This window comes from Kineosporia babensis (assembly GCF_021129305.1).
GTDB classification, from domain to species: domain Bacteria; phylum Actinomycetota; class Actinomycetes; order Actinomycetales; family Kineosporiaceae; genus Kineosporia; species Kineosporia babensis.
Map to the genome: position 1 here is coordinate 186,160 of NZ_JAJOMB010000011.1, position 19,760 is coordinate 205,919.

Here is a 19,760-nt window from a genome sequence, read left to right on the forward strand (position 1 = left end):
TCTCCCCTGCTGCCTCATCGGCATCCGTAGGGGCCCACTGAAGATCCCGAGCAATTCAGGCAGCTACTAGGAATCCGGCTACCAGGAGAGCAACCGAGCCCAGCGTCAGCCGAAACGCGGCGTGTCCACCCAGTATCCCGACGCGTCCCACCGCGCCGGCGAGGGCCAGTCCGACCCCGGCGACCAGCAACACCACCGACAGAAGCCTTCGCAACGTACCGATGCCGTCCGAACCGATGACCCCGATCAGCAACCCGCCGGCGGCCAGCGCGATCAGCACCGCCATCACTGTCAGAGATCGGGCCGGGCCAATTCGCTGGGGTAGGCCACGCACGCCGGTGATCGCGTCCGCCTCGGTATCGCCGACCGTGTTCGCGAAATGGGCTCCGGCGCCGAGCAATGCGGCGGCGACAATGGTAGACGTCGGTGGCGCCTGGGCGAGTACGGCCAAGGAGGCGATCACGGGCAGCAGACCGAACGAGACCAGGTACGGAAGCGGGCTGACCACCGTGCCTTTCAGACCGGCGTTGTACCCGATGGCGCTGAGCACCGCGATGAGATGGCAGAGCCCGGCCCCGTGGTCAAGTCGCCAGGAGAGCAGAATCGCCGCCGCGGCTGCCAGACCCGCACCCGCCTGGATCACCCGCTCGTCCACCAGGCCGGCACTGATCGGTTTGTCCGAGCGCTGGGCAACCCGATCGCGTTCGGCGTCGAAGGCGTCGTTCGACCAGCCCACGCACAGCTGCCCGGCCAGCACGGCTACGCCCACCGCGACCGCCGTCCGAAAACCGTCGGCCGAAAGACCATCCTGGACCGCGAGCGCGTAAGCCGTCACGAACACTGTGACAGCCAGGGTCGGAAGCGGGTGACAAGCGTCCACCATTCCCCGAACCGCGCGTAGCGAAGGCACTTCAGGCCTTTTCGATCATCGCACCGATACCGTCGAGCACCCGGTCCAGACCGAACCGCATCTCCGACCAGATCAGGTCTGCCCCCGGCGCCGGCTCTCCCGGAGCAGGTACGTCCGCCTCCATCGCCCCGCTCATCACCGTGTGGGTAAGGGCCGGGAACCGCCCGTCGCCCAGCACCTGACGCATCACCGCTGCAAACGTGGCCGCGCCGTCCACCGCACCGGCGCCGATCTCGGCCGCCAGCGTCCCGTAGCCGCGTACCAGATTGCTCAGCAGCAGGATCGAGGCCAGCTTCTCCCCCTCCGCCAACCGCGTCTCCTGGAGGCACCGCAACCCGCGCTCCATCCACATCACCTGGTTGGGCAGCGGCGGCAACGTACTGATCGGAATCCGCAGTACCCACGGGCGCTGCCGGTAAGCAGCGAGCATTCCCATGGCCCACGCATCCAGGCCCACCCGCCAGCCTTTTTCCACCGGGGGCAGTTCCGGAGGCCCACCCACGGCCGCATCCAGCACCAGGATCAGCAGCTCGTCCTTGCTGCCCACGTGCCGGTAGAGCGCCATGGCGGTCACCCCGACCTCGGCCGCAACCTTGCTCATCGACACCGCAGCCAAACCGTCGGCGTCGGCGATGCGCACCGCCGCGTCCACGATTTCCCTTACCCCCACCGTCGGCCGGGGGCCCCTCACCGGCCGCTCGCGTAGGCCCCAGATCTCGGCGATGGCCGCGGGGACGGCGAACTCCGCCCGATCGTCATCCGCCATGCCTCCCACCCTCTCATCAAGTTTTCTGTGTACAGCGTAGACAGTTAGCTATATGGTCTACACAGTTTATGGTCTACACAAAAAGGAGTCGGGGATGCCCAGCCACTCACCGGCGATCACCGCCCAAGGCCTGACCAAGCGCTACGGCGACCACACCGTCCTCAATGATCTGGATCTGGAGGTCGACGCCGGTTCGATCTACGCCCTGCTGGGGCCCAACGGCGCCGGCAAGACCACCACCGTGCGCATCCTGGCCACGCTCACCACGCCCGACTCCGGCCGGGCCACGGTCAACGGGCTGGACGTCGCGCACCAGCGCAAGCACCTCCGCCGTACGATCAGCCTCACCGGGCAGTACGCCGCGCTCGACGAACTGCAGACCGGCCGTGAGAACCTAGGCATGATCGGTGCACTGGCCGGGCTCAACCGAGCCCAGGCCCGCTTTCGCTCGGGCCAGCTTCTCGACCAGCTGGATCTCGCCAAGGCCGCCGACCGGCAGGTGGTCACCTACTCCGGCGGGATGCGGCGACGGCTCGACCTGGCCGCCGGGCTGCTGCGCCGACCTGCGGTGATGTTCCTCGACGAGCCCACTACCGGCCTGGATCCCCGTAGCCGGGAACAGCTTTGGCAGGTGATCAGCGAGGTTGCGGCGAGCGGGACCACGGTCCTCCTGACCACGCAGTACCTGGAGGAGGCCGACCGGCTGGCCGACCGGGTGGCGATCATGGACCAGGGCCGCAAGGTCGTCGAAGGCACCCCCAGCGAGCTGAAGCAGCAGGTCGGAGGGGAACTGCTGCGTCTGGAGCTGGCCGATCGCGACGCCTTCGACCTGGTTCGGGCAAGGGCCGGCAAGAACGCAATGGGGGACGCCTCTGCTCTCGTTCTCAAGATCCCGGTCACCGGAGCTGCACCCGAGATTCGTTCACAAATGGACGTTCTCGATCCCGACCGCACGCTGATCCGGCACTTCGCACTGCACCGCCCGGACCTGGACGACGTGTTCTTCACCTTCACCGGCCAACCCGCCAAGACGGCCAAGGAGCTCTCGCATGTCTGATCCGGCCATGTCTGCGAACACCGCCTCGGTCGCGCTGACCCTGACCGGACGCACGCTGCGGTTGTCCCGGCGCAACACCGAAGCTCTGCTGATCTCGCTGGTCCTGCCGATCATGCTGATGCTGGTCTTCGTCTACCTGTTCGGCGGCGCCCTGCAGCCCGGCGTCGGCACCTCGGCCTACGTCACCTACGTCGTACCTGGGGTTCTGCTGCTGTGCGCCGCCTTCGGGGCGGCCCTCACCGCGGGAGCAGTCAGTTACGACATGACCAGTGGCATCATCGACCGCTTCAGATCAATGGACGTCGGTGGCGGCTGGTTCCTGTGCAGTCACGTGGTTGCCAGCCTGGCTCGCAACATCGTCTCCACCACCATCGTCCTCGGGGTCGCCCTGGCCATCGGATTCCGCCCGGACACCACTCCAGCGCACGCCCTGGCCGCCGCCGGTGTCCTGATCGCGTTCGTCCTGGCCGTCTCCTGGCTCTCCGCCGTGGTCGGCCTGATCGCCAAGACCCCGGAAGCAGCCAGCAGTTTCACCTTCGTACCGATGTTCCTGCCCTACGCCAGCAGCGCGTTCGTCCCGATCGAGACCATGCCGAGCTGGCTGCGGGGCTTCGCCGAGCACCAGCCGGTCACCCCGGTGATCGAGACCCTGCGCGGACTCCTGCTGGGTGCCGACGTGGGCAACAGCCCCTGGCTGGCCCTGGCCTGGAGCACCGGCCTGCTGCTGCTCGGCGTGGCCTTGTCCGGTGTGCTGTTCCGACGCCGGGCCGCCTGACCTCTCTTCCGGGGACGTGACGTACCTTCCAGTACGTGACCCTGAAGCTGCTGATCATCTCCGACACCCACCTGCCCAAGCGCGGCCACGACCTCCCCGCGCAAGTCTGGTCCGCGGTGGCCGAGGCCGACATCGTGTTCCACGCCGGCGACTGGGTGGCCGAATCGCTGCTCGACCGCCTGGAACGCCGGGCCCAGCAGGTGGTCGGGGTCTGGGGCAACAACGACGGTCCGGGCCTGCGCCGCCGCCTGCCGGAAGTCGCGCGGATCGAACTCGAGGGCATCCGTTTCGCCATGACCCACGAGACCGGCGCCGCCGACGGCCGGGAGAAGCGCTGCGACAAGACCTATCCCGAAACCGACGTGCTGATCTTCGGCCACAGTCACATCCCCTGGGACACCGTCACCCCCAACGGACTGCGCCTGCTCAACCCGGGCTCCCCCACCGACCGCCGCAAGCAGCCCGACCACACCTACCTCACCGCCACTGCCCAGAACGGCCAACTGCTCGACGTGGTGCTGCACCGCATGCCCCCGGAAACCACCAAGGCATAGCCTGGAGCATGGCTGACGTCCGGATCGGCATCTCGGGACGGCGCTACCCCGCTGACATCTCCGACCCCTGCGCGCACTGGTGATTCCCCGCTCAGCGCACCGGTCTTGGCCATCAGGGCAGCCCGAATCCCCATCCCCTGAAGGTAATCCCCAGCAGCACGAACCGGTCCGTGGCGCTCAGACCGGATAGTCGGAGTTGTGGACGTACTCGAGATCGGAAGGCTGCACGTTCCTGACCCGTAATGCCTCGACCAACTGTTCCTCGCCCGTGACCCGGACAAACCCGTGCTCGAGCATCCCGTCGTCCGGTCCGATGCACCAGTCGTTCGCCATGTACTCCTCGTCGAACTCCCGATGGAAGACGTTGAAGGTCCCGACCGACCCGGGGATCGAGTACACCGCGATCCAGGCCCGATGACGCGGCACGCTCGCCTCGACCTCTGCCACCATCAATTGCCCACGCCGCAACGCGGTACGAGTAGCCACCGGCCAGTCAACATTCACGGTGCCCCCTTGTCCGACCCGCAAAAACAGAACTGGCCCGGTCCGAAGCAGACCGAGCCAGTTACCGAGGTGGGCCATCAGGGACTTGAACCCCGAACCCGCTGATTAAGAGTCAGCTGCTCTGCCAATTGAGCTAATGACCCTCGGTTGGTGCTGGATAAGAGTGCCACACTCGCCCCGGACGTGCCAAAACGGGTCCCCGCCGAACCGATGGACGACGCTTGGGCACCAGTGACTTCGAGGTCCAGGACAACCGGTGGCAGCAGGACCGGCAACCAACCGCCAGCCGATTGCAGCTCGACGGGCAGACGAGCACTCAGGCGCAAACGAGCGAAGCCCGGTCGCATGACCGGGCTTCGCATCCAAGGTGGGCCATCAGGGACTTGAACCCCGAACCCGCTGATTAAGAGTCAGCTGCTCTGCCAATTGAGCTAATGACCCTTGGCTGGCGCAGCCTGGTTCCTTGCGGCCCCTTGCTGCGTTGAAAACATTAGCAGGCGCCGGACGAAACCACGAAACCGATAACCCCGCCCGCCGCGTGACGGTCGGCACAGCAGGCCGAAACCGCCACGCAGACAGGCAAAAGCCCTGACCCGAACCGGTCAGGAAGGGGGCAGGACGTACTTCTTGGCGGCCGCGCGGGCGGTCTCGCTGTCCGGGCCCGGATGCGGCACGAAGAGCACCTCGCGGTAGTACTTCAGCTCCTCGATGCTCTCCCGGATGTCGGCCAGGGCCCGGTGCCCGCCGTTCTTGGCCGGGGAGGCGAAGTACACCCGGGGATACCAGCGGCGAGCCAGCTCCTTGATCGAGGAGACGTCCACGATCCGGTAGTGCAGGTGCGCCTCGAGTTCGGGCATGTCCCGGACCAGGAACGCCCGGTCGGTGCCCACCGAGTTGCCGGCCAGCGGGGCCTTGCGGGCGTCGGGCACCCACTTCTTCACGTAGTCGAGGACCATCTGCTGGGCCTCCTGCATGCTCACGCCACTGTCCAGCTCGTCCAGCAGGCCCGAGGTGGTGTGCATGGTGCGCACCACGTCCACCATCGTGTCGACCACGCCCTCGGGCGGGCGGATCACCACGTCCACCCCCTCGCCGAGGATGTTCAGCTGGGAATCGGTGACTAGCGCCGCCACCTCGATGAGGGCATCCTTCCCCAGGTCGAGGCCGGTCATCTCGCAGTCGATCCACACGATGCGGTCCTGCGAACGTTCGCTGTTCTCCGATGTCACGGCCGGTACTCTACGCTTCGAGGCGTTCGTCGGCTCTGGATGAACCGCCGGGTACCGCGCGCCGCTAAGGTCTGAAACCGTGAGCACGCCGTCCCCCTACCAACCGGCCCAGCCCGCCGACGCACCGATGGTGACGCCGCGGCGTCCCCGGTTCCGCACCACCATCCTGTGGGTGGCGGTCGTGGTCGTCCTGGTCGGCTCGGCTCTGCTCAGTCTCACCGCGATCACCCGCGAGACCGGCCTGGCCGGCCTGGTGACCGGTTCGGTGCTGGCCGCGGTGCCGGTCTTCCCGGTGGTGGCGGCCTTCCTCTGGCTGGACCGCTACGAGGCCGAGCCCCCGCCGCTGCTGGCCCTGGCCTTCGCCTGGGGCGCCGGGGTGTCCACGTTCGGCGCCCTGGTGATCAACACCGCATCGATGGTGGCGATCCACAACGCGGGCGGGGACATGACGCACGCCGCGGTGTTCGTGGCGCCGGTGGTGGAGGAGGCGTTCAAGGGCGCCGCCGTGCTGCTGATCCTGCTGATGCGCCGCCGGGAGTTCGACGGCGTGGTGGACGGCATCGTCTACGCCGGGATGGCCGGTATCGGCTTCGCCTACGTGGAGAACGTGCTGTATCTGGGCCGTACCCTGGCCGACGCCGAGTCCGGGGGTGGCGGTACGGCCTTCGTGTTCATCCTGCGCTGTGTGGTCTCGCCGTTCGCGCACCCGCTGTTCACGGCGGCGATCGGCGTCGGCATCGGGATGGCGGTGCGCACCCGCACCCCGGCCCTGCGAGTGCTCGCCCCACTGGCCGGTTACCTGGTGGCGGTGCTGCTGCACGGGGTCTGGAACTGGTCGGCCTCGTCCGGCCTGGCCGGTTTCGCCTCGGCCTACGTGGTGCTGCAGGTGCCGGTGTTCCTGGCCTTCATTGCACTGGCGCTGGTGGCCCGGCGCCGCGAGGGCAAGCTGGTGGCCCAGCACCTTGACATCTACGGGCGGACCGGCTGGCTGACCCAGGCCGAGGTGGCGATGCTGGCCTCACTGCCGGCCCGGCGTGAGGCCCGCAGCTGGGCGTTGCGTACCGGCGGCAGCGAGGCCCGCCGGGCGATGCGCGACTTCCAGGAGCTCGGGAGCGAACTCGCCTTCCTGCGTGAGCGGATGGCCAGGGGCACGGCCGCACCGGACGCCCCGAACACGGAGTACGCGATGCTCGCGACGCTTTCGACGTTGCGCTCGCGCTTCCTGCCGAGGATGCCCCACCACCCCTGACCGGAGGGATCCACCGGCCACCCGCTCGACCTCAGGTGCTCAGCCCAGCAGGTGGTCGAAGTCGCCGTCCTTGGCGCCGAGGATCATCGCCTCGATCTCGCCGCGGGTGTAGACCAGAGCCGGCCCCTGCGGGAACCGGGAGTTGCGCACGGCCACCTGACCGTCGTGCAGTGCAGCCAGCTCGACGCACTGACCCTGGGAGTTGCTGCGGGCGGACTTCTTCCACTCCGCGGTGATCAGATCGGCCCGCATCCCGTTGTGAATCTGCGACATCTCGACCTCCAAAAACTGGCAGACGACGTCCGCGGTCCAGATCGCTCAGACGTTGGCACGTTCTCCTGCACGTTCTCCTGCGCGTGCACTTGCGCGAGCAGTCCGGCAGTTCGTGACTATACGGGCAGGTCGGACCGCCTGACCAGCCTGTTTTGCACACTGTGTTGGTATATGCACACGCCTAGTCAACAGGTCGCTCTGTGCACAAGAGGGTTAACACCCGCATCGCACGCCCCGACGATGCCCTCGCCGGGCCAGGACATCGTGAGACGTGAAATCAGGCCTGCGCCAGGATCTTCTGCAGAGTGCGCCGGGTCATGTCCGGCGGCTGGCTGTCCACCGTGAGCCGCTCCATGGTCTGCGCATAGCGCTCCACGTGGTCCGGCTTGTCCAGGTAGTGCGCACTGGTCAGGTGCTCGACGTAGACCGTGTCGGGCAGCTCCGGCTCCGGGAAGCGCAGGATGGTGAAGGCACCGCCCTCACCGACGTGCCCGCCGAACCGGAACGGCATCACCTGCAGCGTCACGTTCGGCAGCGTCATCAGGTCGAGCAGGTGCTCCACCTGCTCGCGCATCACCTTGGCGCCCCCGATCGGCCGGTGCAGCGCAGCCTCGTCGACCACCGCCCAGAAGTGCGGGGGGGCTCTCCCGGCGCAGGATCGACTGGCGCTTGATCCGGAAGTTCACCCGGCGCTCGACCTCGGCCACGGCCGCGTTCGGGGCGCCGGCACTGACCACCGCGCGGGCGTAGGCCTCGGTCTGCAGAAGCCCGGGCAGCAGCTGGATCTCGTAGCTGCGGATCAGGCTGGCGGCCTCTTCCAGGCCGACGAACGTCTCGAACCAGTTCGGCAGCACGTCGTCGTAGCTGTGCCACCAGCCGGGGTGGTTGGCCTCCCGGGCCAGGGCCACCAGCGCCTCGCGCTGGGCCGCGTCCTCGACCCCGTAGTACTCGAGCAGATCGGCGATGTCGCGGTCCTTGAATCCGACCCGGCCCAGCTCGAGACGGCTTATCTTGGACTCGGACGCGCGGATCCGGTAGCCCGCGGCCTCTCGGGTCAGGTTCCTCGACTCCCGCAGGCGTCGTAACTGGGCGCCCACCAGAATGCGCCGGACCGTCGGTCCACCCGGCGTCGTCACAGTGTGTGCACCTCACTAGAAGTCAAGAGGATCCGATCGCCGATGAGCGTGGCTCTTCGTGTCCAACCTGCAGCATTGCCGCGACCCGGTGCCAGTGTGCCACCTCGGCGACCTCAGGACCTAGCGGAAGCCACTTTCATCGGATTTCGGACGGCTCGCACATTTATCGCAGATGCACGTGCATCTGCACGAACCAATCGGATACTCTCGAGATGCACGTGCATCTGGCGGTAGCGTTTGCACCGGCACAGCGCGCGTGGTCAGGGGAACCGGTCCGGCGAAAGGCTGAGTTCCCCCAGGGGTCGGGAATGAGGTGTGAGGCCAGTCGTGGTGATTGCACAGCCGCAGTCCGTAGACGTAGCGCCACCTGCCGAGCAGAGCGGGGGTGAGCACGAGATCGTGCTTGAGACCGGCTCTGCCTCCTGCCTCCTGCCTGCCACACCCCAGGCCGTACCCAAGGGCCGGGCCTTGGTCCGCCGCGGCCTGAAGCACCTGGGCGCCGATTCCGTCTCGGACGACGTCGCTCTGGTCGCCACCGAGCTCCTGGCCAATGCGCTCGAGCACGGCGTCCGCGACGCCGATGCCCGCGCCAGCGAGCCGGACGAACTGCACCGCCGACGGCTGGACGGGGTACGGATCTCTCTGGCCAGCACCGGCTCGCACATCGTCCTGTCGGTCACCGATCCCAGCCCCACGCCGCCGGTCCGCCGTCCGCGTGACCCGCTGTCCGGCGGGGGCCGGGGAATGCAACTGGTCGAGTCGCTGAGCCTGTGCTGGGGCTGGACGCTGCTGGAGGAGCAGGACGGGCAGCGTCTGCCCGGTAAGTCGGTGTGGGCGATGTTCCCGAAGACCGCCGTGGAGAAGCCGGCCGCGCAGATCCGGATCCAGGGCGCAGCCTGATCCCGCGCAAGAACCAGCAATACCCCAGCCGGCCGCGCAGGAACCAGCAACGTCCCGGTCGGCAACCTCGAAGTCAGCTGATCCGGGCCACACCGCTGAGCATCCGGATCGGCAGCGGCTGCCCGGGGTTACGCCACTGCGTCACGTCGACGAGCCCGGGCTCGATCAGCTCCGAACCGTCGAACAGCTGCTCCACCTGCGCGGTCGAACGCGCCACGAAGGGCGTGCTGGAAGCCTGGAACACCTGCTCCAGCCGCTCGATCACGGCCGGTTCCGTCCCGTCCGCGCAAACTACCGAGACCGCCAGGTAACTGCCCTCGGGCAGCAGCTTGCGGTACTGCTCCAGCACCTTGACCGCGATCTCCCGGCGCACGAAGTGCAGCACGGCGACCATCAGCAGTCCCACCGGCCGGTCCAGATCGAGGTGGTTGCGCAGCTTGCTGTCGTCGATCAGCGAGTGCGGCCGGCGCAGGTCGTGGTTCAGCGCGAGCACCCCCGGGCCCGGCTCGCGCAGGGCCCGGTTGTACGTCATCACGATCGGATCGTTGTCGACGTAGACCACTCTGGCGTCCGGCTGGAACACCTGTGCCACCTCGTGCACGTTGGGCGAGGTGGGGATTCCGGAGCCGAGATCGATGAACTGGTCGATGCCGAGCTCGGCCAGCGCGTGCCCGGCCCGGATCAGGAAACCGCGATTGGCCAGGGCACACGCGCGGAAGTCGGGGACCAGCCCGGCGACCTCGTGCACGGCCCGGCGGTCGACCTCGTAGTTGTCCTTGCCGCCGATCGCGTAGTCGTACATCCGCGCGGCACTGGGCTTGGACGCGTCGATGTCCGGTGGGATCCAGCCGTCGTCGGACGACGTCCAGGACCAGTCGACCTCGATCTGCTCGGCCGGTGAACCGTGGGGCTGCGTCGTCATCGTCGGCGTTCTCCGCGCTCGATCCAGGCAGGACACCACCAACCTAATAGCCGGTACAGATCTACCTGAATGGATGAAAACCCCCGCCCATCCCACCTAAACGCGCACTTCGCTCCCGCCCTGCGCCGCAGAAGGGGCCAGTACTAGGCTGTCACCTGTGATCACCGTGTTCGTGATGCTTCAAGCCAGGCCGGATCGGATCCCCGAAGTTGCGACGGAGGTCTCAGCCATCGAGGGGGTGCGCGAGGTCTACTCGGTGACCGGTGACGTCGACCTGGTCGCCATCGTCCGGGTGGAGAAGCAGGACGATCTCGCCGACATCATCGCCGACCACCTGGGCAAGGTGGAGGGCGTGGTCTCGACCCGCACCTACCTGGCCTTCCGCACCTACGCCCCGGACGCGGTGGACGACGCGCTCACCTCAGGCTTCGACGTCTAGGTTTCCGAACCCAAAGGCAACAACCAACGGACGGTGCCCTCGCCTCGAGCAGGCGAGGGCACCGTCCGTTGGTTGTTGGGCTTTCAGGGAAGATCCAGCCCGGCCAGCAGCGCCCGCCGGCTGGCCCGAACGTGTTCCCGCATGACCTGCTCGGCGCTGTCACCGTCCTTGGAGCGGATCAGGTCCAGGACCACGTGGTGCTCCCGGTCGGACTGCCGGGCCCGGCCGGGCTGCTGCAGCGAGGTGACCACCAGCCGGGAGTAGGCCAGCTGGTTCATCAGCGTGCGGTAGTGCGCCTCGAGCTTGGTGTTGTCGGCGCCGGTGATCAGCAGCCCGTGGAACTCCTCGACCAGCTCGGCGTACCGGGCCCGGTCGTCGGCCTCGACCGCCAGATCGGACTGGCGGACGTTCTCCTCCAGCTGCTCCACCTCCGGCACCCGCCCGCGCAGCGCCAGCAGCCGGGCGGCCGCCCCTTCCAGCAGTTCCTTCATCTCGAACAGCTCGGTGATGTCCCGCCGCGACGGCGCCGCGACGAAAGTGCCCACCCGCGGGCGGATCTCGACCAGCCCCTCGGTCTGGAGCTGTTTGAGCGCCTCCCGCACCGGGGTCCGGCTGACCCCGAACTCCTCGGCCAGGGCGATCTCGGAAAGCAGGGCACCGGAGGCCGCCTCACCGGTGATGATCCGCCGGCGCATCTCGGCGATCACCCGTTCCTGACGACTCCCGGTGCCTTCCGCCACGCGCTGCATCGTTCCTCGGTCTCGATCGGACGGCTCAGCCGAGCGGCGAAAGGCCCTCGGAGCTGAAGAACTTACCCGAGCTGTAGACCACCGGCGGCAGGTCGGTGACCTCGGCCGCGACCACCCGGCAGATGAACACGGTGTGAGTGCTGGCCTGCAGCCGCTCGCGGATCTCGACTTCCAGGTGGGCACTGCTGCCGGCCAGCAGCGGGGTGCCGAACTGCCCACGGCTCCAGGCCACGCCCTCGAACTTGTCGCCGGTCTTGGAGGCGAACTTGCCCATCACCTCCATCTGCTCGACCGAGGCGATGTTGATCGCCAGGTGCGAGGCGGTGAACAGGCAGTCGTGGGTGTTGGAGGTGCGCTGCACGCAGACCATCACGGTGGGCGGGTCCAGCGAGATGCTGGCGAAGGCGTTCACCGCCAGGCCGCGCGGGGTGTCCTCGTCCATCGCGGTGACCAGCGTGACGCCGGTGACGAAGCGGCGGTTGACCTGCTTGAGGATGTCGACATCGGGGCGGGTGGGAGTGGAGACCGTCATTGGATCCTCCTGCTGATACGGGTTCTCGCCGGGAAATTCGGGGGCGGGGCTCACTGGTCCTGGCCGACGGTGATCACGCCGATCGCGGTGAGCAGGCCCCGCGGGTCCCAGGTCACGTCCTCGGTGTGGATCAGCCCGTCGGGGCCGAAGGCGGCGAAGGTGGCGCCGGAGACCTCGACCCGGCGCTTGGTGGCCGGTACGCCGAGGAAGGGGTGGCTGTGGGTGCCCGCGCTGTGCCAGCGCACCGCCACCTTGTCCCCCTCCACGACCAGGTCGTCGATGGTGGTGACCAGGTCGGGGAAGGCCGCCCGGGTGGTGATGATGGTCGCCTTGAATGCCTCGCGGTCCAGGCCCTCGTCGTCGTTGCGGGCGCGCCGCCGGTAGTCCGGGGCGAGCAACTGGTCGAGGGCGTCCACGTCGCCGTCGTCCCAGGCGGCCGACCAGCTCTCGGTGACCAGCCGGCGGCGGGTCTCGCTGTCGCTCATGCGGTTTCCTCCTTGTCGGTGCAGGCGTCCAGTTCCTGCTTCTTCAGCTGCGCCCGGCGCACCGCGTGCTGGTCCTGCACCAGTTCCTTCCAGAACGAGACGGCCAGCCCGGCGATGATCACCAGGAACGGTGCGGAGGTGACGATCACGGTGTTCTGCAGCGCGTTCAGGCCGCCGGCGAGCATCAGCACGATCGCGGTGATGCCGGTGAGGATGCCCCACAGGACCAGGATCGAGCGGCGCGGGGTGAGCGAGCCGCCGGAGGTCATCATCGCCAGCACGTAGGTGTTCGCGTCGGCGCCGGAGACGAAGAACATCACGACCAGGAAGATCGCCACCGCGGAAGTGACGCTGGCGAACGGGAAGTTCTCGAGAGTGGCGAAGAACGCGCTGTTGATGTCGGCCGCGGTCTGCTCGGCGATGGTGCCGCCACCGAACATGTCCACGTGGATCGCGGTACCGCCGAAAACCGTGAACCAGGTGAAGAAGACGACGGTGGGCACGACCAGGACACCGACGATGAAACCGCGGATGGTACGGCCCTTGGAGATCCGGGCCAGGAAGACGCCGACGAAGGCGCCCCAGGACACCCACCAGGCCATCATGAAGTAGGTCCACCACTGCATCCACTGCAGGTCGCCGAAAGCCGTTCCCTGCAGGCTCATCCGGAAGAAGTCGGTGGCCCACAGGCCGAGCGACTCGATGTACAGGTTCGCGATGAACACGGTCGGGCCGACCACCAGCATGAACACGAACAGCGCACCGGCCGCGATCACGCTGCCCTGGCTGAGGTACTTGATGCCCTTGCTGACCCCGGTGACGGCGGACATCGTGAAGATCGCGGTGACCGCGGCGATGATCAGTACCTGGGCCACGTTGTTGACCGGGATACCGAAAAGCGTGGCCAGGCCGTTGTTCACCTGCAGGGCGCCCAGGCCGAGCGAGGTGGTGGTGCCGAACAAGGTGGCGAACACCGCCAGGACGTCGATCGCCTTGCCGATCGGGCCGTCGACCCGGTTACCCAGCAGAGGACGGAACAGCTGGCTCACCAGGGTCGGGCGGCCTTTGCGGTGGGTGGAGTAGGCGATCGCCAGACCGAACACCGCGAAGATGGCCCAGGCGTGCAGGCCCCAGTCGAAGTAGCTGTACTGCATCGCCCGCACCGCCGCGTCCGGCGTCCCGGCCTCGGCCAGAGCGTGCGGCGGGGTGGCGAAGTGCGAGATCGGCTCGGCCACGCCGTAGGAGACCAGGCCGATGCCCATCACCGCGGACAGGATCATCGCGAACCAGGAGAGGTTGGAGAACTCCGGGCGGTCGGTGTCCTTACCGAGGCGGATGTCGCCGTACGGGCTGAAGGCCAGGAACACCAGGAAGACCAGGAGCGCGAGGGTGACCACTAGGTAGGCCCAGCCGAAGGTGCCGGTCAGCCAGTTCAGGGAAGCGTTGGTGACGTCGTTGAGGTTCTCGGTGAACAGCACGCCCCAGGCCACGAAGAGGGCGCAGACCGTGACCGAGGCGGCGAACACGCCCCCGAGCCGGCCGCGACCGGCGCTGTTGTCGTTCTGCGGCTGACCCACGGGCACCTCGGCGCTCGGCGATGGGGGCGGCGTACTGGCCTGGGGGACGTCGATGACGTCGACCTCTGCAGGCTCGCTGAACTTCTGGGACATCTGGCCCTCCTGAGGCGCCTATGCCTTGGGACTGCGGTTGGATCAAGCTCTTCGATGTTGCATGCATCAGGGATGCTACGAAGGTCACATGGGGGTGTCAATGGCCGTGAGCCAGGGCATAGGAATCCACTCGGGAAACGGTAGTGCCGCAGCCCTCGAACCGCCCTCCGGGTCACCCTTGCCAGGGCTCATTCGCTGGCAGTTACGGGTGTATTGCGAACTTGAGACGGCTGCGGACGGGTGAGCGCGGCGGTAACCGGACGGCAACCCGAGTCGGGCTTCCGATGACGTCTGTTGACACTCGCATCGGGCGGTCGTACGTTCTGTTGCATACATGAGCGAGGAGAAGCGCATGAGCGTCGACCTGGAGCCGAGTCCCGGCTCGCTGGATCTCGAAGCCGCCCCCCGTACGCCGGACTGGCTGCGGCGGATCGCGGTGTACCGGGAGGAGGTGCTGCTCGAGAACGCAGCTGCGCCCGCCGTCCCTGCTCTGAAGGCCACAGCGGCGGCCGTGATCCGCAATCCCTGGATCGGGACCCCCTCCTCGCGTGACCTCTCCCCCGAGGTCGAGGCGATCGCCCCGGTTCTGGCCCGTGAGCTGACCGGACGGCTGATCGCCACCCTGGGCGGCACCGCGGCGATCGAGGCGTTCGGGAAGGCGGCGATCGTCGGCACCCGCGGCGAGCTCGAGCACGCCGGGGCGCTGATCCACACCCCGTTCTTCGGCAACCTCATGCGCGAGTTCCTCGAGGGCGAATCCATCATCTGCTTCGCCGACACCCGCGCCGACGCCGGCGAGACCCTGGTGGTGCCGATGTGGCACAAGAACCACGCCGCCACCCGCAGTCACTACCAGACGATCACCGCGCGGATCTCCGACGGCCCCCGGGCCGACGAGATCGTCGTGGTGGCGGCGGCCTCCACCGGCCCCCGCCCACACGCCCGGATCGGCGACCGGCGTACCGATCCGACTGTCAGCGCGTCCACCATTGCGAAGGGAACCAAGTGATGAACGTCCGCAAGATCGTCACGATCGTCGACGAGACCCTCACCGAGGGCGGCCGTCCGGTCGAGCCCGCCGCCCGGGTCGCGGTCGTCGCGGCAGTGATCGAGAACCCCTGGGCGGGCCAAGGTTTCGTGGAGAACCTGACCGCCGGGATCGACGCCAACGCCTCCGACCTGGGCGCGCTGCTGGCCCCGCGGGTGATCGAGGCGCTGGGTGCGCCGGTCGAGGCCTACGGCAAGGCGGCGATCGTCGGTCTGGACGGCGAGATCGAGCACGGTTCGGCGCTGATCCACACGCTGAAGTTCGGCAACCACTTCCGGGACGCCGCCGCGGCCAAGACCCTGCTGCCGGCGGTGGAGAAGCGCGGGCCCGCGGGCATCGTCTTCGACATCCCGCTCAAGCACTTCACCGACGCCACGATCCGCTCGCACCACCAGACCTTCGAGGTGCGTATCCCGGACGCCCCGCACCCGGGCGAGATCGTGATCGCGCTCGCCGCCGCGGCCCAGGGCCGGCCCCAGCAGCGCCTCGCGGCCCTCTCCACCGAGCAATGAGCCGCCCGGTCGTCGTTCTGCTGCACGGGGTGGGCCTGGACCACTCCGTGTGGCGGGACGTCGTCCCGCTGCTGAGCCGCTACCAGGTCCTGACCCCGGACCTGCCCGGCCACGGCTCGGCCGCCAGAGTCCCCCAGGACGTCGACCTGGCCGGGCTGGCCGGGTTGCTGGAGATCCCGCCCGGCTCGCATCTGGTCGGGTTCTCGCTCGGCGCCCTGGTCGCGCAGTATCTGGCGATTCACCGGCCGGAACTGGTGGCCTCGCTGACCAGCGTGAGCTCGGTCTGCCGGCGCACCCCGGCCGAGCGAGAGGCGGTGCTGGGCCGCCTGGCGGTGGCTGAGCAGGACCCGGCCCGGGCCGCGGCCGCCTCGATCGACCGCTGGTTCGCCGGATCCACGGTTGCGGCCGAGACCATCGAGCACACCCGGGCCGTACTCACCGCCAACGACCCGGCACAGTTCCTGGCCTGCTACCGGGTCTTCGGCACCGGCGACGCGGTCGTCGGAGGAGATCTGCACCGGATCACCGCGCCCTCCATCGCCGTCACCGGCGCCGAGGACCCAGGTTCCACCCCGGAGATGTCACAGCGCCTGGCGGCCGCCATCCCCGGCGCCCGGGCCGTGATCGTCCCGGGTGTGCGCCACATGCTCCCGGTCGAGACACCCACCGTGCTGGCCGGCCTCATCGACGAGGTCATCGGAGGAAAAGTCAATGTCTGAAACCCTTACCCATCACATCGGTGGGGAGAAGGTCGAGCCGGCCGGTGGCGGGCACTTCGACAGCACCAACCCGGCCACCCGGGAAACCCTGTACGCGGCCGCCCGGGGCGATGCCACCGACGTCGACAAAGCGGTCAAGGCTGCCCGCCGGGCGTTCGAGTCGCCCGCCTGGCGGGACATGACCCAGACCGGCCGCGGCCGGCTGCTGCGCCGGCTGGCCGAACTGATCGCCGAGAACGCCGAGGAACTGGCCCGCACCGAGAGCCTGGACAACGGCAAGCTACTGCGCGAGATGCGCGGCCAGATGCAGGGTCTGCCCGAGTACTACCACTACTACTCCGGTCTGGCCGACAAGATCCAGGGCGACGTGATTCCCACGTCCGACCGGGCGGTGCTGAACTACACCATGCGCGAGCCGCTGGGCGTGGTCGGCGCGATCACCCCCTGGAACTCCCCACTCACCCTGACCACCAGCAAGCTTGCGCCCGCGCTGTGCGCCGGGAACACCGTCGTGATCAAGCCGTCCGAGTACACCTCGGCCTCGGTGCTGCGGCTGGCCGAGCTGATCGACGAAGCCGGGTTCCCGCCTGGCGTGGTCAATGTCGTCACCGGGTTCGGCGCCGAGGCCGGTCAGGCTCTGGTCGAGCACCCCGGCATCGCCAAGATCTCCTTCACCGGCAGCACCGGTACCGGTTCCCGGATCGCCGCGTCGGTGGCCTCGCGTTTCCTCGGCTCGACCCTGGAACTGGGCGGCAAGTCACCGAACATCGTGTTCGAGGACGCGAACCTGCACAACGCCGCGATGGGTGTCGTGGCCGGTGTTTTCGCCGCCGCCGGGCAGACCTGCATCGCCGGTAGCCGGGTGTTCGTGCACCGCAGCGTCTACGACGAACTGCTGGAGCGGGTGGCCGCCCGGGCAGCGTCGATCAAGATCGGCGATCCGCTGAACGCCGAGACCGAGCTCGGTCCGCTGGCTTTCGCCGACCAGCGGGACAAGGTGGCCGGTTACGTGGACCTCGGCCGATCCGAGGGCGCCCGGGTGCTGACCGGCGGCTGCGTCTCGGACGGCGGTGGGCTGGGCGGTTACTTCTACGAGCCGACCGTGCTGGTCGACGTCAACAACGGGATGCGGGTGGTCCAGGAGGAGATCTTCGGTCCCGTCGTCGCGATGATGCCCTTCGAAACCGAGGACGAGGTGGTCGCCTTGGCCAACGACACCGAGTACGGTCTCGCGGCCGGTGTGTGGACGAAGGACCTCGGCCGGGCCCACCGGATGGCCAACCGGCTCGAGGCCGGCACGATCTGGGTGAACACCTACCGGGCGATGTCGCCGATGTCGCCCCGCCAGGGTTTCAAGAACAGCGGTGTGGGGGTCGAGCACGGGCAGGCGACGATCAAGGAGTACACCCAGCTCAAGAGCGTCTGGATCAACACCAGCGACGCTCCGGTCGCCGACCCGTTCGTGCTGAGGAGCTGACATGCCGCTGGTGGACGTCACCATCACCGAAGGCCGCTCCGCCGAGCAGATCCGCGCCCTGATCGGCCGTCTGCACGCGGCAGTGGTCGAGACCATCGACGCCAGGCCGGAATTCGTCCGGGTGATCGTGCGTGAGGTGCCGCGCGCGCACTGGGCCACCGGCGACGTCACCGTTGAGGAAATGGGCTCGCAGGCCCGCATTGCTTTGGAGCAGAAGGAGTCACAATGAAGTTCTCTCTTTTCGTCCACATGGAACGCTGGGACGAGTCGGTCAGCCACCGTGAGCTGTTCGAGAACCTGACCGAACTGACGCTGCTGGCCGAGGCCGGCGGGTTCAGCACGGTGTGGGTGGGCGAGCACCACTCGATGGAATACACCATCTCGCCGAACCCGATGCCGACCCTGGCCTACCTGGCGGCGCGCACCTCGACCATCCGGCTCGGGGCGGGCACGATCATCGCGCCGTTCTGGAACCCGATCCGCGCGGCCGGTGAGTGTGCCCTGCTCGACGTGATCAGCAACGGCCGGATGGAGGTCGGCCTGGCCCGCGGCGCCTACCAGTTCGAGTTCGACCGGCTGGCCGGCGGTCTGCCCGCCACCGACGGCGGCAAGCACCTGCGGGAACTCGTGCCGGCCGTGCGGGCGCTGTGGCAGGGCGACTACGCGCACGACGGCGAGATCTGGAAGTTCCCCACCTCGACCTCGGTGCCCAAGCCGATCCAGCAGCCCACCCCGCCGATGTGGATCGCCGCCCGGGACCCTGCCTCGCACGACTTCGCCGTGGCGAACGGCTGCAACGTGATGGTGACGCCGCTGATGAAGGGCGACGAGGAGGTGGAGAACCTGGTGGGCAAGTTCGAGACCGCAGTTGCTGCCCACCCGGAGATCACCGAGCGGCCCAAGCTGATGGTGCTGCGCCACACCCACGTGCACGACGAGAGCGACCCGGAGGGCTGGAAGCCGGCGGCGGCCGCGATCAACAAGTACTACCGCAGCTTCGATGCCTGGTTCGGCAACAAGAGCACCCCGGAGGACGGCTTCCTGGAGCCCAGCCCAGAGTCGAAGTTCGACGGTCGGCCCGAGTTCGAGTTGGAGTCGCTGCACCGTACCGCCATGATCGGCACGCCTGCCGAGGTGATTGAGCGGCTGAAGCACTACCAGGCGCTGGGGGTGGACGAGTTCAGCTTCTGGATCGACAACAGCATGTCGCACGAGGAGAAGCGGGCCTCGCTGCAGCGCTTCGTCGAGCACGTGGTGCCCGCCTTCAGCTGACCTACCCGTCCCAGCTTCACCAGCCTTCGCATCGCTTCGCCAGCCTTTGCGGCCGCAAAAGCCCAGGTCGCCGGCCGGGCGGTGGGAACGGAGGCTGGTGAAGCCTTGCTCTCCGCCCACCTTCTCGCCAGACCTGACCAGCCCTGGCACCCGCAACGCCCGGGCGGCGGAACAGTCGCTGGTGAAACCCGAGTGTTCTTTCCCCTCCGCATAGCTCCCGCCCGGACCTGGCCAGCCTTTGCACCCGCAAGGCCCGGGCGGCGGAACAAGGCGCTAGCGAAACCCAAGCACCCCCGCCCTCCGCACCGCTCCCGCCGGACCTAACCAGCCGTTTCACCCGCGATACCGGGCGGCGGAACGCGGGACAGCCGCTGGTGAAACCCCTAGTGTTCCTGCCCTCCGCCGAGCTCCCGCCGGACCTAACCAGCCGTTTCACCCGCGATACCGGGCGGCGGAACGCGGGACAGCCGCTGGTGAAACCCCTAGTGTTCCTGCCCTCCGCCGAGTTCCCGCCGGACCTGACCAGTCTCTGCACCCGCAGAATCGGGCGGCAGGACGGTCGCTGGTGAAACCCCAAGTGTT

At 68.1% G+C, this 19,760-nt stretch carries 22 protein-coding genes, 2 tRNA genes and 1 pseudogene; 12 read left to right on the plus strand and 13 right to left on the minus strand.

The genetic code is table 11. The features are described from left to right. Nucleotides 1-55: 55 nt before the first annotated feature. Nucleotides 56-841, minus strand: a complete 786-nt coding sequence (locus LR394_RS20995; RefSeq protein ID WP_231444527.1) for a UbiA family prenyltransferase — start codon at nucleotides 839-841, stop codon at nucleotides 56-58. A gap of 70 nt (nucleotides 842-911) precedes the next feature. Further along, on the minus strand, nucleotides 912-1,676 hold the full coding sequence (locus tag LR394_RS21000; protein WP_231444529.1) for a TetR/AcrR family transcriptional regulator: 765 nt from the start codon (nucleotides 1,674-1,676) through the stop codon (nucleotides 912-914). 94 nt (nucleotides 1,677-1,770) lie between these two features. Between LR394_RS21000 and LR394_RS21005 the strand changes: the two genes are divergently transcribed. The 3 genes from LR394_RS21005 to LR394_RS21015 are packed head-to-tail and all read left to right on the plus strand — an operon-like array spanning nucleotide 1,771 to nucleotide 4,062. Next, nucleotides 1,771-2,733 (plus strand): ATP-binding cassette domain-containing protein, encoded by a 963-nt coding sequence (locus tag LR394_RS21005; protein ID WP_231444532.1) that lies wholly within the window; start codon nucleotides 1,771-1,773, stop codon nucleotides 2,731-2,733. Continuing rightward, nucleotides 2,726-3,508, plus strand: a complete 783-nt coding sequence (locus LR394_RS21010) for an ABC transporter permease (RefSeq protein WP_231444534.1) — start codon at nucleotides 2,726-2,728, stop codon at nucleotides 3,506-3,508. The genes LR394_RS21005 and LR394_RS21010 overlap by 8 nt, the downstream gene beginning before the upstream one ends. 41 nt (nucleotides 3,509-3,549) lie before the next feature. Then, nucleotides 3,550-4,062 (plus strand): metallophosphoesterase family protein, encoded by a 513-nt coding sequence (locus LR394_RS21015; protein ID WP_269329537.1) that lies wholly within the window; start codon nucleotides 3,550-3,552, stop codon nucleotides 4,060-4,062. Nucleotides 4,063-4,239: 177 nt separating this feature from the next. Here the strand turns inward: LR394_RS21015 and LR394_RS21020 are convergent, their stop codons facing one another. The 4 genes from LR394_RS21020 to orn all read right to left on the minus strand — a co-directional run bounded on the left by LR394_RS21020 (nucleotide 4,240) and on the right by orn (nucleotide 5,795). After that, on the minus strand, nucleotides 4,240-4,566 hold the full coding sequence (locus tag LR394_RS21020) for a hypothetical protein (protein ID WP_231444538.1): 327 nt from the start codon (nucleotides 4,564-4,566) through the stop codon (nucleotides 4,240-4,242). A gap of 70 nt (nucleotides 4,567-4,636) precedes the next feature. Further along, nucleotides 4,637-4,709, minus strand: a tRNA-Lys gene (locus tag LR394_RS21025). Between the two features lie 225 nt (nucleotides 4,710-4,934). Next, a tRNA-Lys gene (locus tag LR394_RS21030) sits at nucleotides 4,935-5,007 on the minus strand. Between the two features lie 161 nt (nucleotides 5,008-5,168). Continuing rightward, complete coding sequence (gene orn, locus LR394_RS21035; protein ID WP_231444540.1) at nucleotides 5,169-5,795, minus strand: oligoribonuclease; 627 nt, start codon at nucleotides 5,793-5,795, stop codon at nucleotides 5,169-5,171. Between the two features lie 79 nt (nucleotides 5,796-5,874). Between orn and LR394_RS21040 the strand changes: the two genes are divergently transcribed. Continuing rightward, nucleotides 5,875-7,044, plus strand: a complete 1,170-nt coding sequence (locus LR394_RS21040) for a PrsW family intramembrane metalloprotease (protein WP_231444541.1) — start codon at nucleotides 5,875-5,877, stop codon at nucleotides 7,042-7,044. A 39-nt stretch (nucleotides 7,045-7,083) separates the two neighbouring features. Here LR394_RS21040 and LR394_RS21045 read toward each other — a convergent pair whose 3' ends face one another. Both LR394_RS21045 and LR394_RS21055 read right to left on the minus strand, forming a co-directional pair. Further along, on the minus strand, nucleotides 7,084-7,317 hold the full coding sequence (locus tag LR394_RS21045) for a DUF397 domain-containing protein (protein WP_231444543.1): 234 nt from the start codon (nucleotides 7,315-7,317) through the stop codon (nucleotides 7,084-7,086). A gap of 277 nt (nucleotides 7,318-7,594) precedes the next feature. Beyond that, nucleotides 7,595-8,420, minus strand: a pseudogene (locus LR394_RS21055) (helix-turn-helix domain-containing protein). A gap of 360 nt (nucleotides 8,421-8,780) precedes the next feature. Between LR394_RS21055 and LR394_RS21060 the strand changes: the two are divergent. Beyond that, on the plus strand, nucleotides 8,781-9,353 hold the full coding sequence (locus LR394_RS21060) for an ATP-binding protein (protein ID WP_231444547.1): 573 nt from the start codon (nucleotides 8,781-8,783) through the stop codon (nucleotides 9,351-9,353). Between the two features lie 73 nt (nucleotides 9,354-9,426). Here the strand turns inward: LR394_RS21060 and LR394_RS21065 are convergent, their stop codons facing one another. After that, on the minus strand, nucleotides 9,427-10,275 hold the full coding sequence (locus LR394_RS21065) for an SAM-dependent methyltransferase (protein WP_231444549.1): 849 nt from the start codon (nucleotides 10,273-10,275) through the stop codon (nucleotides 9,427-9,429). Nucleotides 10,276-10,432: 157 nt separating this feature from the next. Here LR394_RS21065 and LR394_RS21070 point away from each other — a divergent pair, with 157 nt between their 5' ends. Next, nucleotides 10,433-10,714 carry an Lrp/AsnC family transcriptional regulator gene (locus tag LR394_RS21070; protein ID WP_231444550.1) on the plus strand — a complete coding sequence of 94 codons (282 nt, stop codon included), beginning with the start codon at nucleotides 10,433-10,435 and terminating at the stop codon, nucleotides 10,712-10,714. Nucleotides 10,715-10,797: 83 nt separating this feature from the next. Here LR394_RS21070 and LR394_RS21075 read toward each other — a convergent pair whose 3' ends face one another. The 4 genes from LR394_RS21075 to LR394_RS21090 form a co-directional block, all read right to left on the minus strand. After that, complete coding sequence (locus tag LR394_RS21075) at nucleotides 10,798-11,409, minus strand: GntR family transcriptional regulator (RefSeq protein ID WP_407937094.1); 612 nt, start codon at nucleotides 11,407-11,409, stop codon at nucleotides 10,798-10,800. A 79-nt stretch (nucleotides 11,410-11,488) separates the two neighbouring features. Continuing rightward, complete coding sequence (locus LR394_RS21080) at nucleotides 11,489-11,995, minus strand: flavin reductase family protein (RefSeq protein WP_231444554.1); 507 nt, start codon at nucleotides 11,993-11,995, stop codon at nucleotides 11,489-11,491. Between the two features lie 50 nt (nucleotides 11,996-12,045). Next, nucleotides 12,046-12,480, minus strand: a complete 435-nt coding sequence (locus LR394_RS21085) for an ester cyclase (protein ID WP_231444556.1) — start codon at nucleotides 12,478-12,480, stop codon at nucleotides 12,046-12,048. Next, nucleotides 12,477-14,150 (minus strand): BCCT family transporter, encoded by a 1,674-nt coding sequence (locus LR394_RS21090; protein WP_231444558.1) that lies wholly within the window; start codon nucleotides 14,148-14,150, stop codon nucleotides 12,477-12,479. Before LR394_RS21090 ends, LR394_RS21085 begins: the two co-directional genes overlap by 4 nt. Before the next feature lie 352 nt (nucleotides 14,151-14,502). Here LR394_RS21090 and LR394_RS21095 point away from each other — a divergent pair, with 352 nt between their 5' ends. From LR394_RS21095 to LR394_RS21120, 6 genes are read left to right on the plus strand one after another with little or no spacing between them, the layout of a single operon-like run. Continuing rightward, the gene (locus tag LR394_RS21095) at nucleotides 14,503-15,159 is read left to right on the plus strand and encodes an amino acid synthesis family protein (RefSeq protein WP_231444560.1); all 657 of its coding nucleotides are present in this window, start codon (nucleotides 14,503-14,505) and stop codon (nucleotides 15,157-15,159) included. Next, nucleotides 15,159-15,710, plus strand: coding sequence for an amino acid synthesis family protein (locus tag LR394_RS21100; protein WP_231444563.1), 552 nt, complete (start codon nucleotides 15,159-15,161; stop codon nucleotides 15,708-15,710). Before LR394_RS21095 ends, LR394_RS21100 begins: the two co-directional genes overlap by 1 nt. Then, on the plus strand, nucleotides 15,707-16,429 hold the full coding sequence (locus tag LR394_RS21105) for an alpha/beta fold hydrolase (RefSeq protein ID WP_231444565.1): 723 nt from the start codon (nucleotides 15,707-15,709) through the stop codon (nucleotides 16,427-16,429). The genes LR394_RS21100 and LR394_RS21105 overlap by 4 nt, the downstream gene beginning before the upstream one ends. Continuing rightward, a complete protein-coding gene (locus tag LR394_RS21110; protein ID WP_231444567.1) occupies nucleotides 16,422-17,906 on the plus strand; it encodes an aldehyde dehydrogenase in 1,485 nt (494 codons plus the stop codon). Before LR394_RS21105 ends, LR394_RS21110 begins: the two co-directional genes overlap by 8 nt. Nucleotide 17,907: 1 nt before the next feature. Next, complete coding sequence (locus tag LR394_RS21115) at nucleotides 17,908-18,135, plus strand: tautomerase family protein (RefSeq protein ID WP_231444569.1); 228 nt, start codon at nucleotides 17,908-17,910, stop codon at nucleotides 18,133-18,135. Then, nucleotides 18,132-19,178, plus strand: coding sequence for an LLM class flavin-dependent oxidoreductase (locus tag LR394_RS21120; RefSeq protein ID WP_231444571.1), 1,047 nt, complete (start codon nucleotides 18,132-18,134; stop codon nucleotides 19,176-19,178). The genes LR394_RS21115 and LR394_RS21120 overlap by 4 nt, the downstream gene beginning before the upstream one ends. Nucleotides 19,179-19,760 lie beyond the last annotated feature (582 nt).

Coding starts and splice junctions, on each gene's coding strand:
- LR394_RS21000 (WP_231444529.1), bottom strand. CDS start 1,676: ATGGCGGATGACGATCGGGCGGAGTTCGCCGTCCCCGCGGCCATCGCC.
- LR394_RS21005 (WP_231444532.1), top strand. CDS start 1,771: ATGCCCAGCCACTCACCGGCGATCACCGCCCAAGGCCTGACCAAGCGC.
- LR394_RS21010 (WP_231444534.1), top strand. CDS start 2,726: ATGTCTGATCCGGCCATGTCTGCGAACACCGCCTCGGTCGCGCTGACC.
- LR394_RS21045 (WP_231444543.1), bottom strand. CDS start 7,317: ATGTCGCAGATTCACAACGGGATGCGGGCCGATCTGATCACCGCGGAG.
- LR394_RS21065 (WP_231444549.1), bottom strand. CDS start 10,275: ATGACGACGCAGCCCCACGGTTCACCGGCCGAGCAGATCGAGGTCGAC.
- LR394_RS21075 (WP_407937094.1), bottom strand. CDS start 11,409: ATGCGCCGGCGGATCATCACCGGTGAGGCGGCCTCCGGTGCCCTGCTT.
- LR394_RS21080 (WP_231444554.1), bottom strand. CDS start 11,995: ATGACGGTCTCCACTCCCACCCGCCCCGATGTCGACATCCTCAAGCAG.
- LR394_RS21085 (WP_231444556.1), bottom strand. CDS start 12,480: ATGAGCGACAGCGAGACCCGCCGCCGGCTGGTCACCGAGAGCTGGTCG.
- LR394_RS21090 (WP_231444558.1), bottom strand. CDS start 14,150: ATGTCCCAGAAGTTCAGCGAGCCTGCAGAGGTCGACGTCATCGACGTC.
- LR394_RS21095 (WP_231444560.1), top strand. CDS start 14,503: ATGAGCGTCGACCTGGAGCCGAGTCCCGGCTCGCTGGATCTCGAAGCC.
- LR394_RS21100 (WP_231444563.1), top strand. CDS start 15,159: ATGAACGTCCGCAAGATCGTCACGATCGTCGACGAGACCCTCACCGAG.
- LR394_RS21105 (WP_231444565.1), top strand. CDS start 15,707: ATGAGCCGCCCGGTCGTCGTTCTGCTGCACGGGGTGGGCCTGGACCAC.
- LR394_RS21110 (WP_231444567.1), top strand. CDS start 16,422: ATGTCTGAAACCCTTACCCATCACATCGGTGGGGAGAAGGTCGAGCCG.
- LR394_RS21115 (WP_231444569.1), top strand. CDS start 17,908: ATGCCGCTGGTGGACGTCACCATCACCGAAGGCCGCTCCGCCGAGCAG.
- LR394_RS21120 (WP_231444571.1), top strand. CDS start 18,132: ATGAAGTTCTCTCTTTTCGTCCACATGGAACGCTGGGACGAGTCGGTC.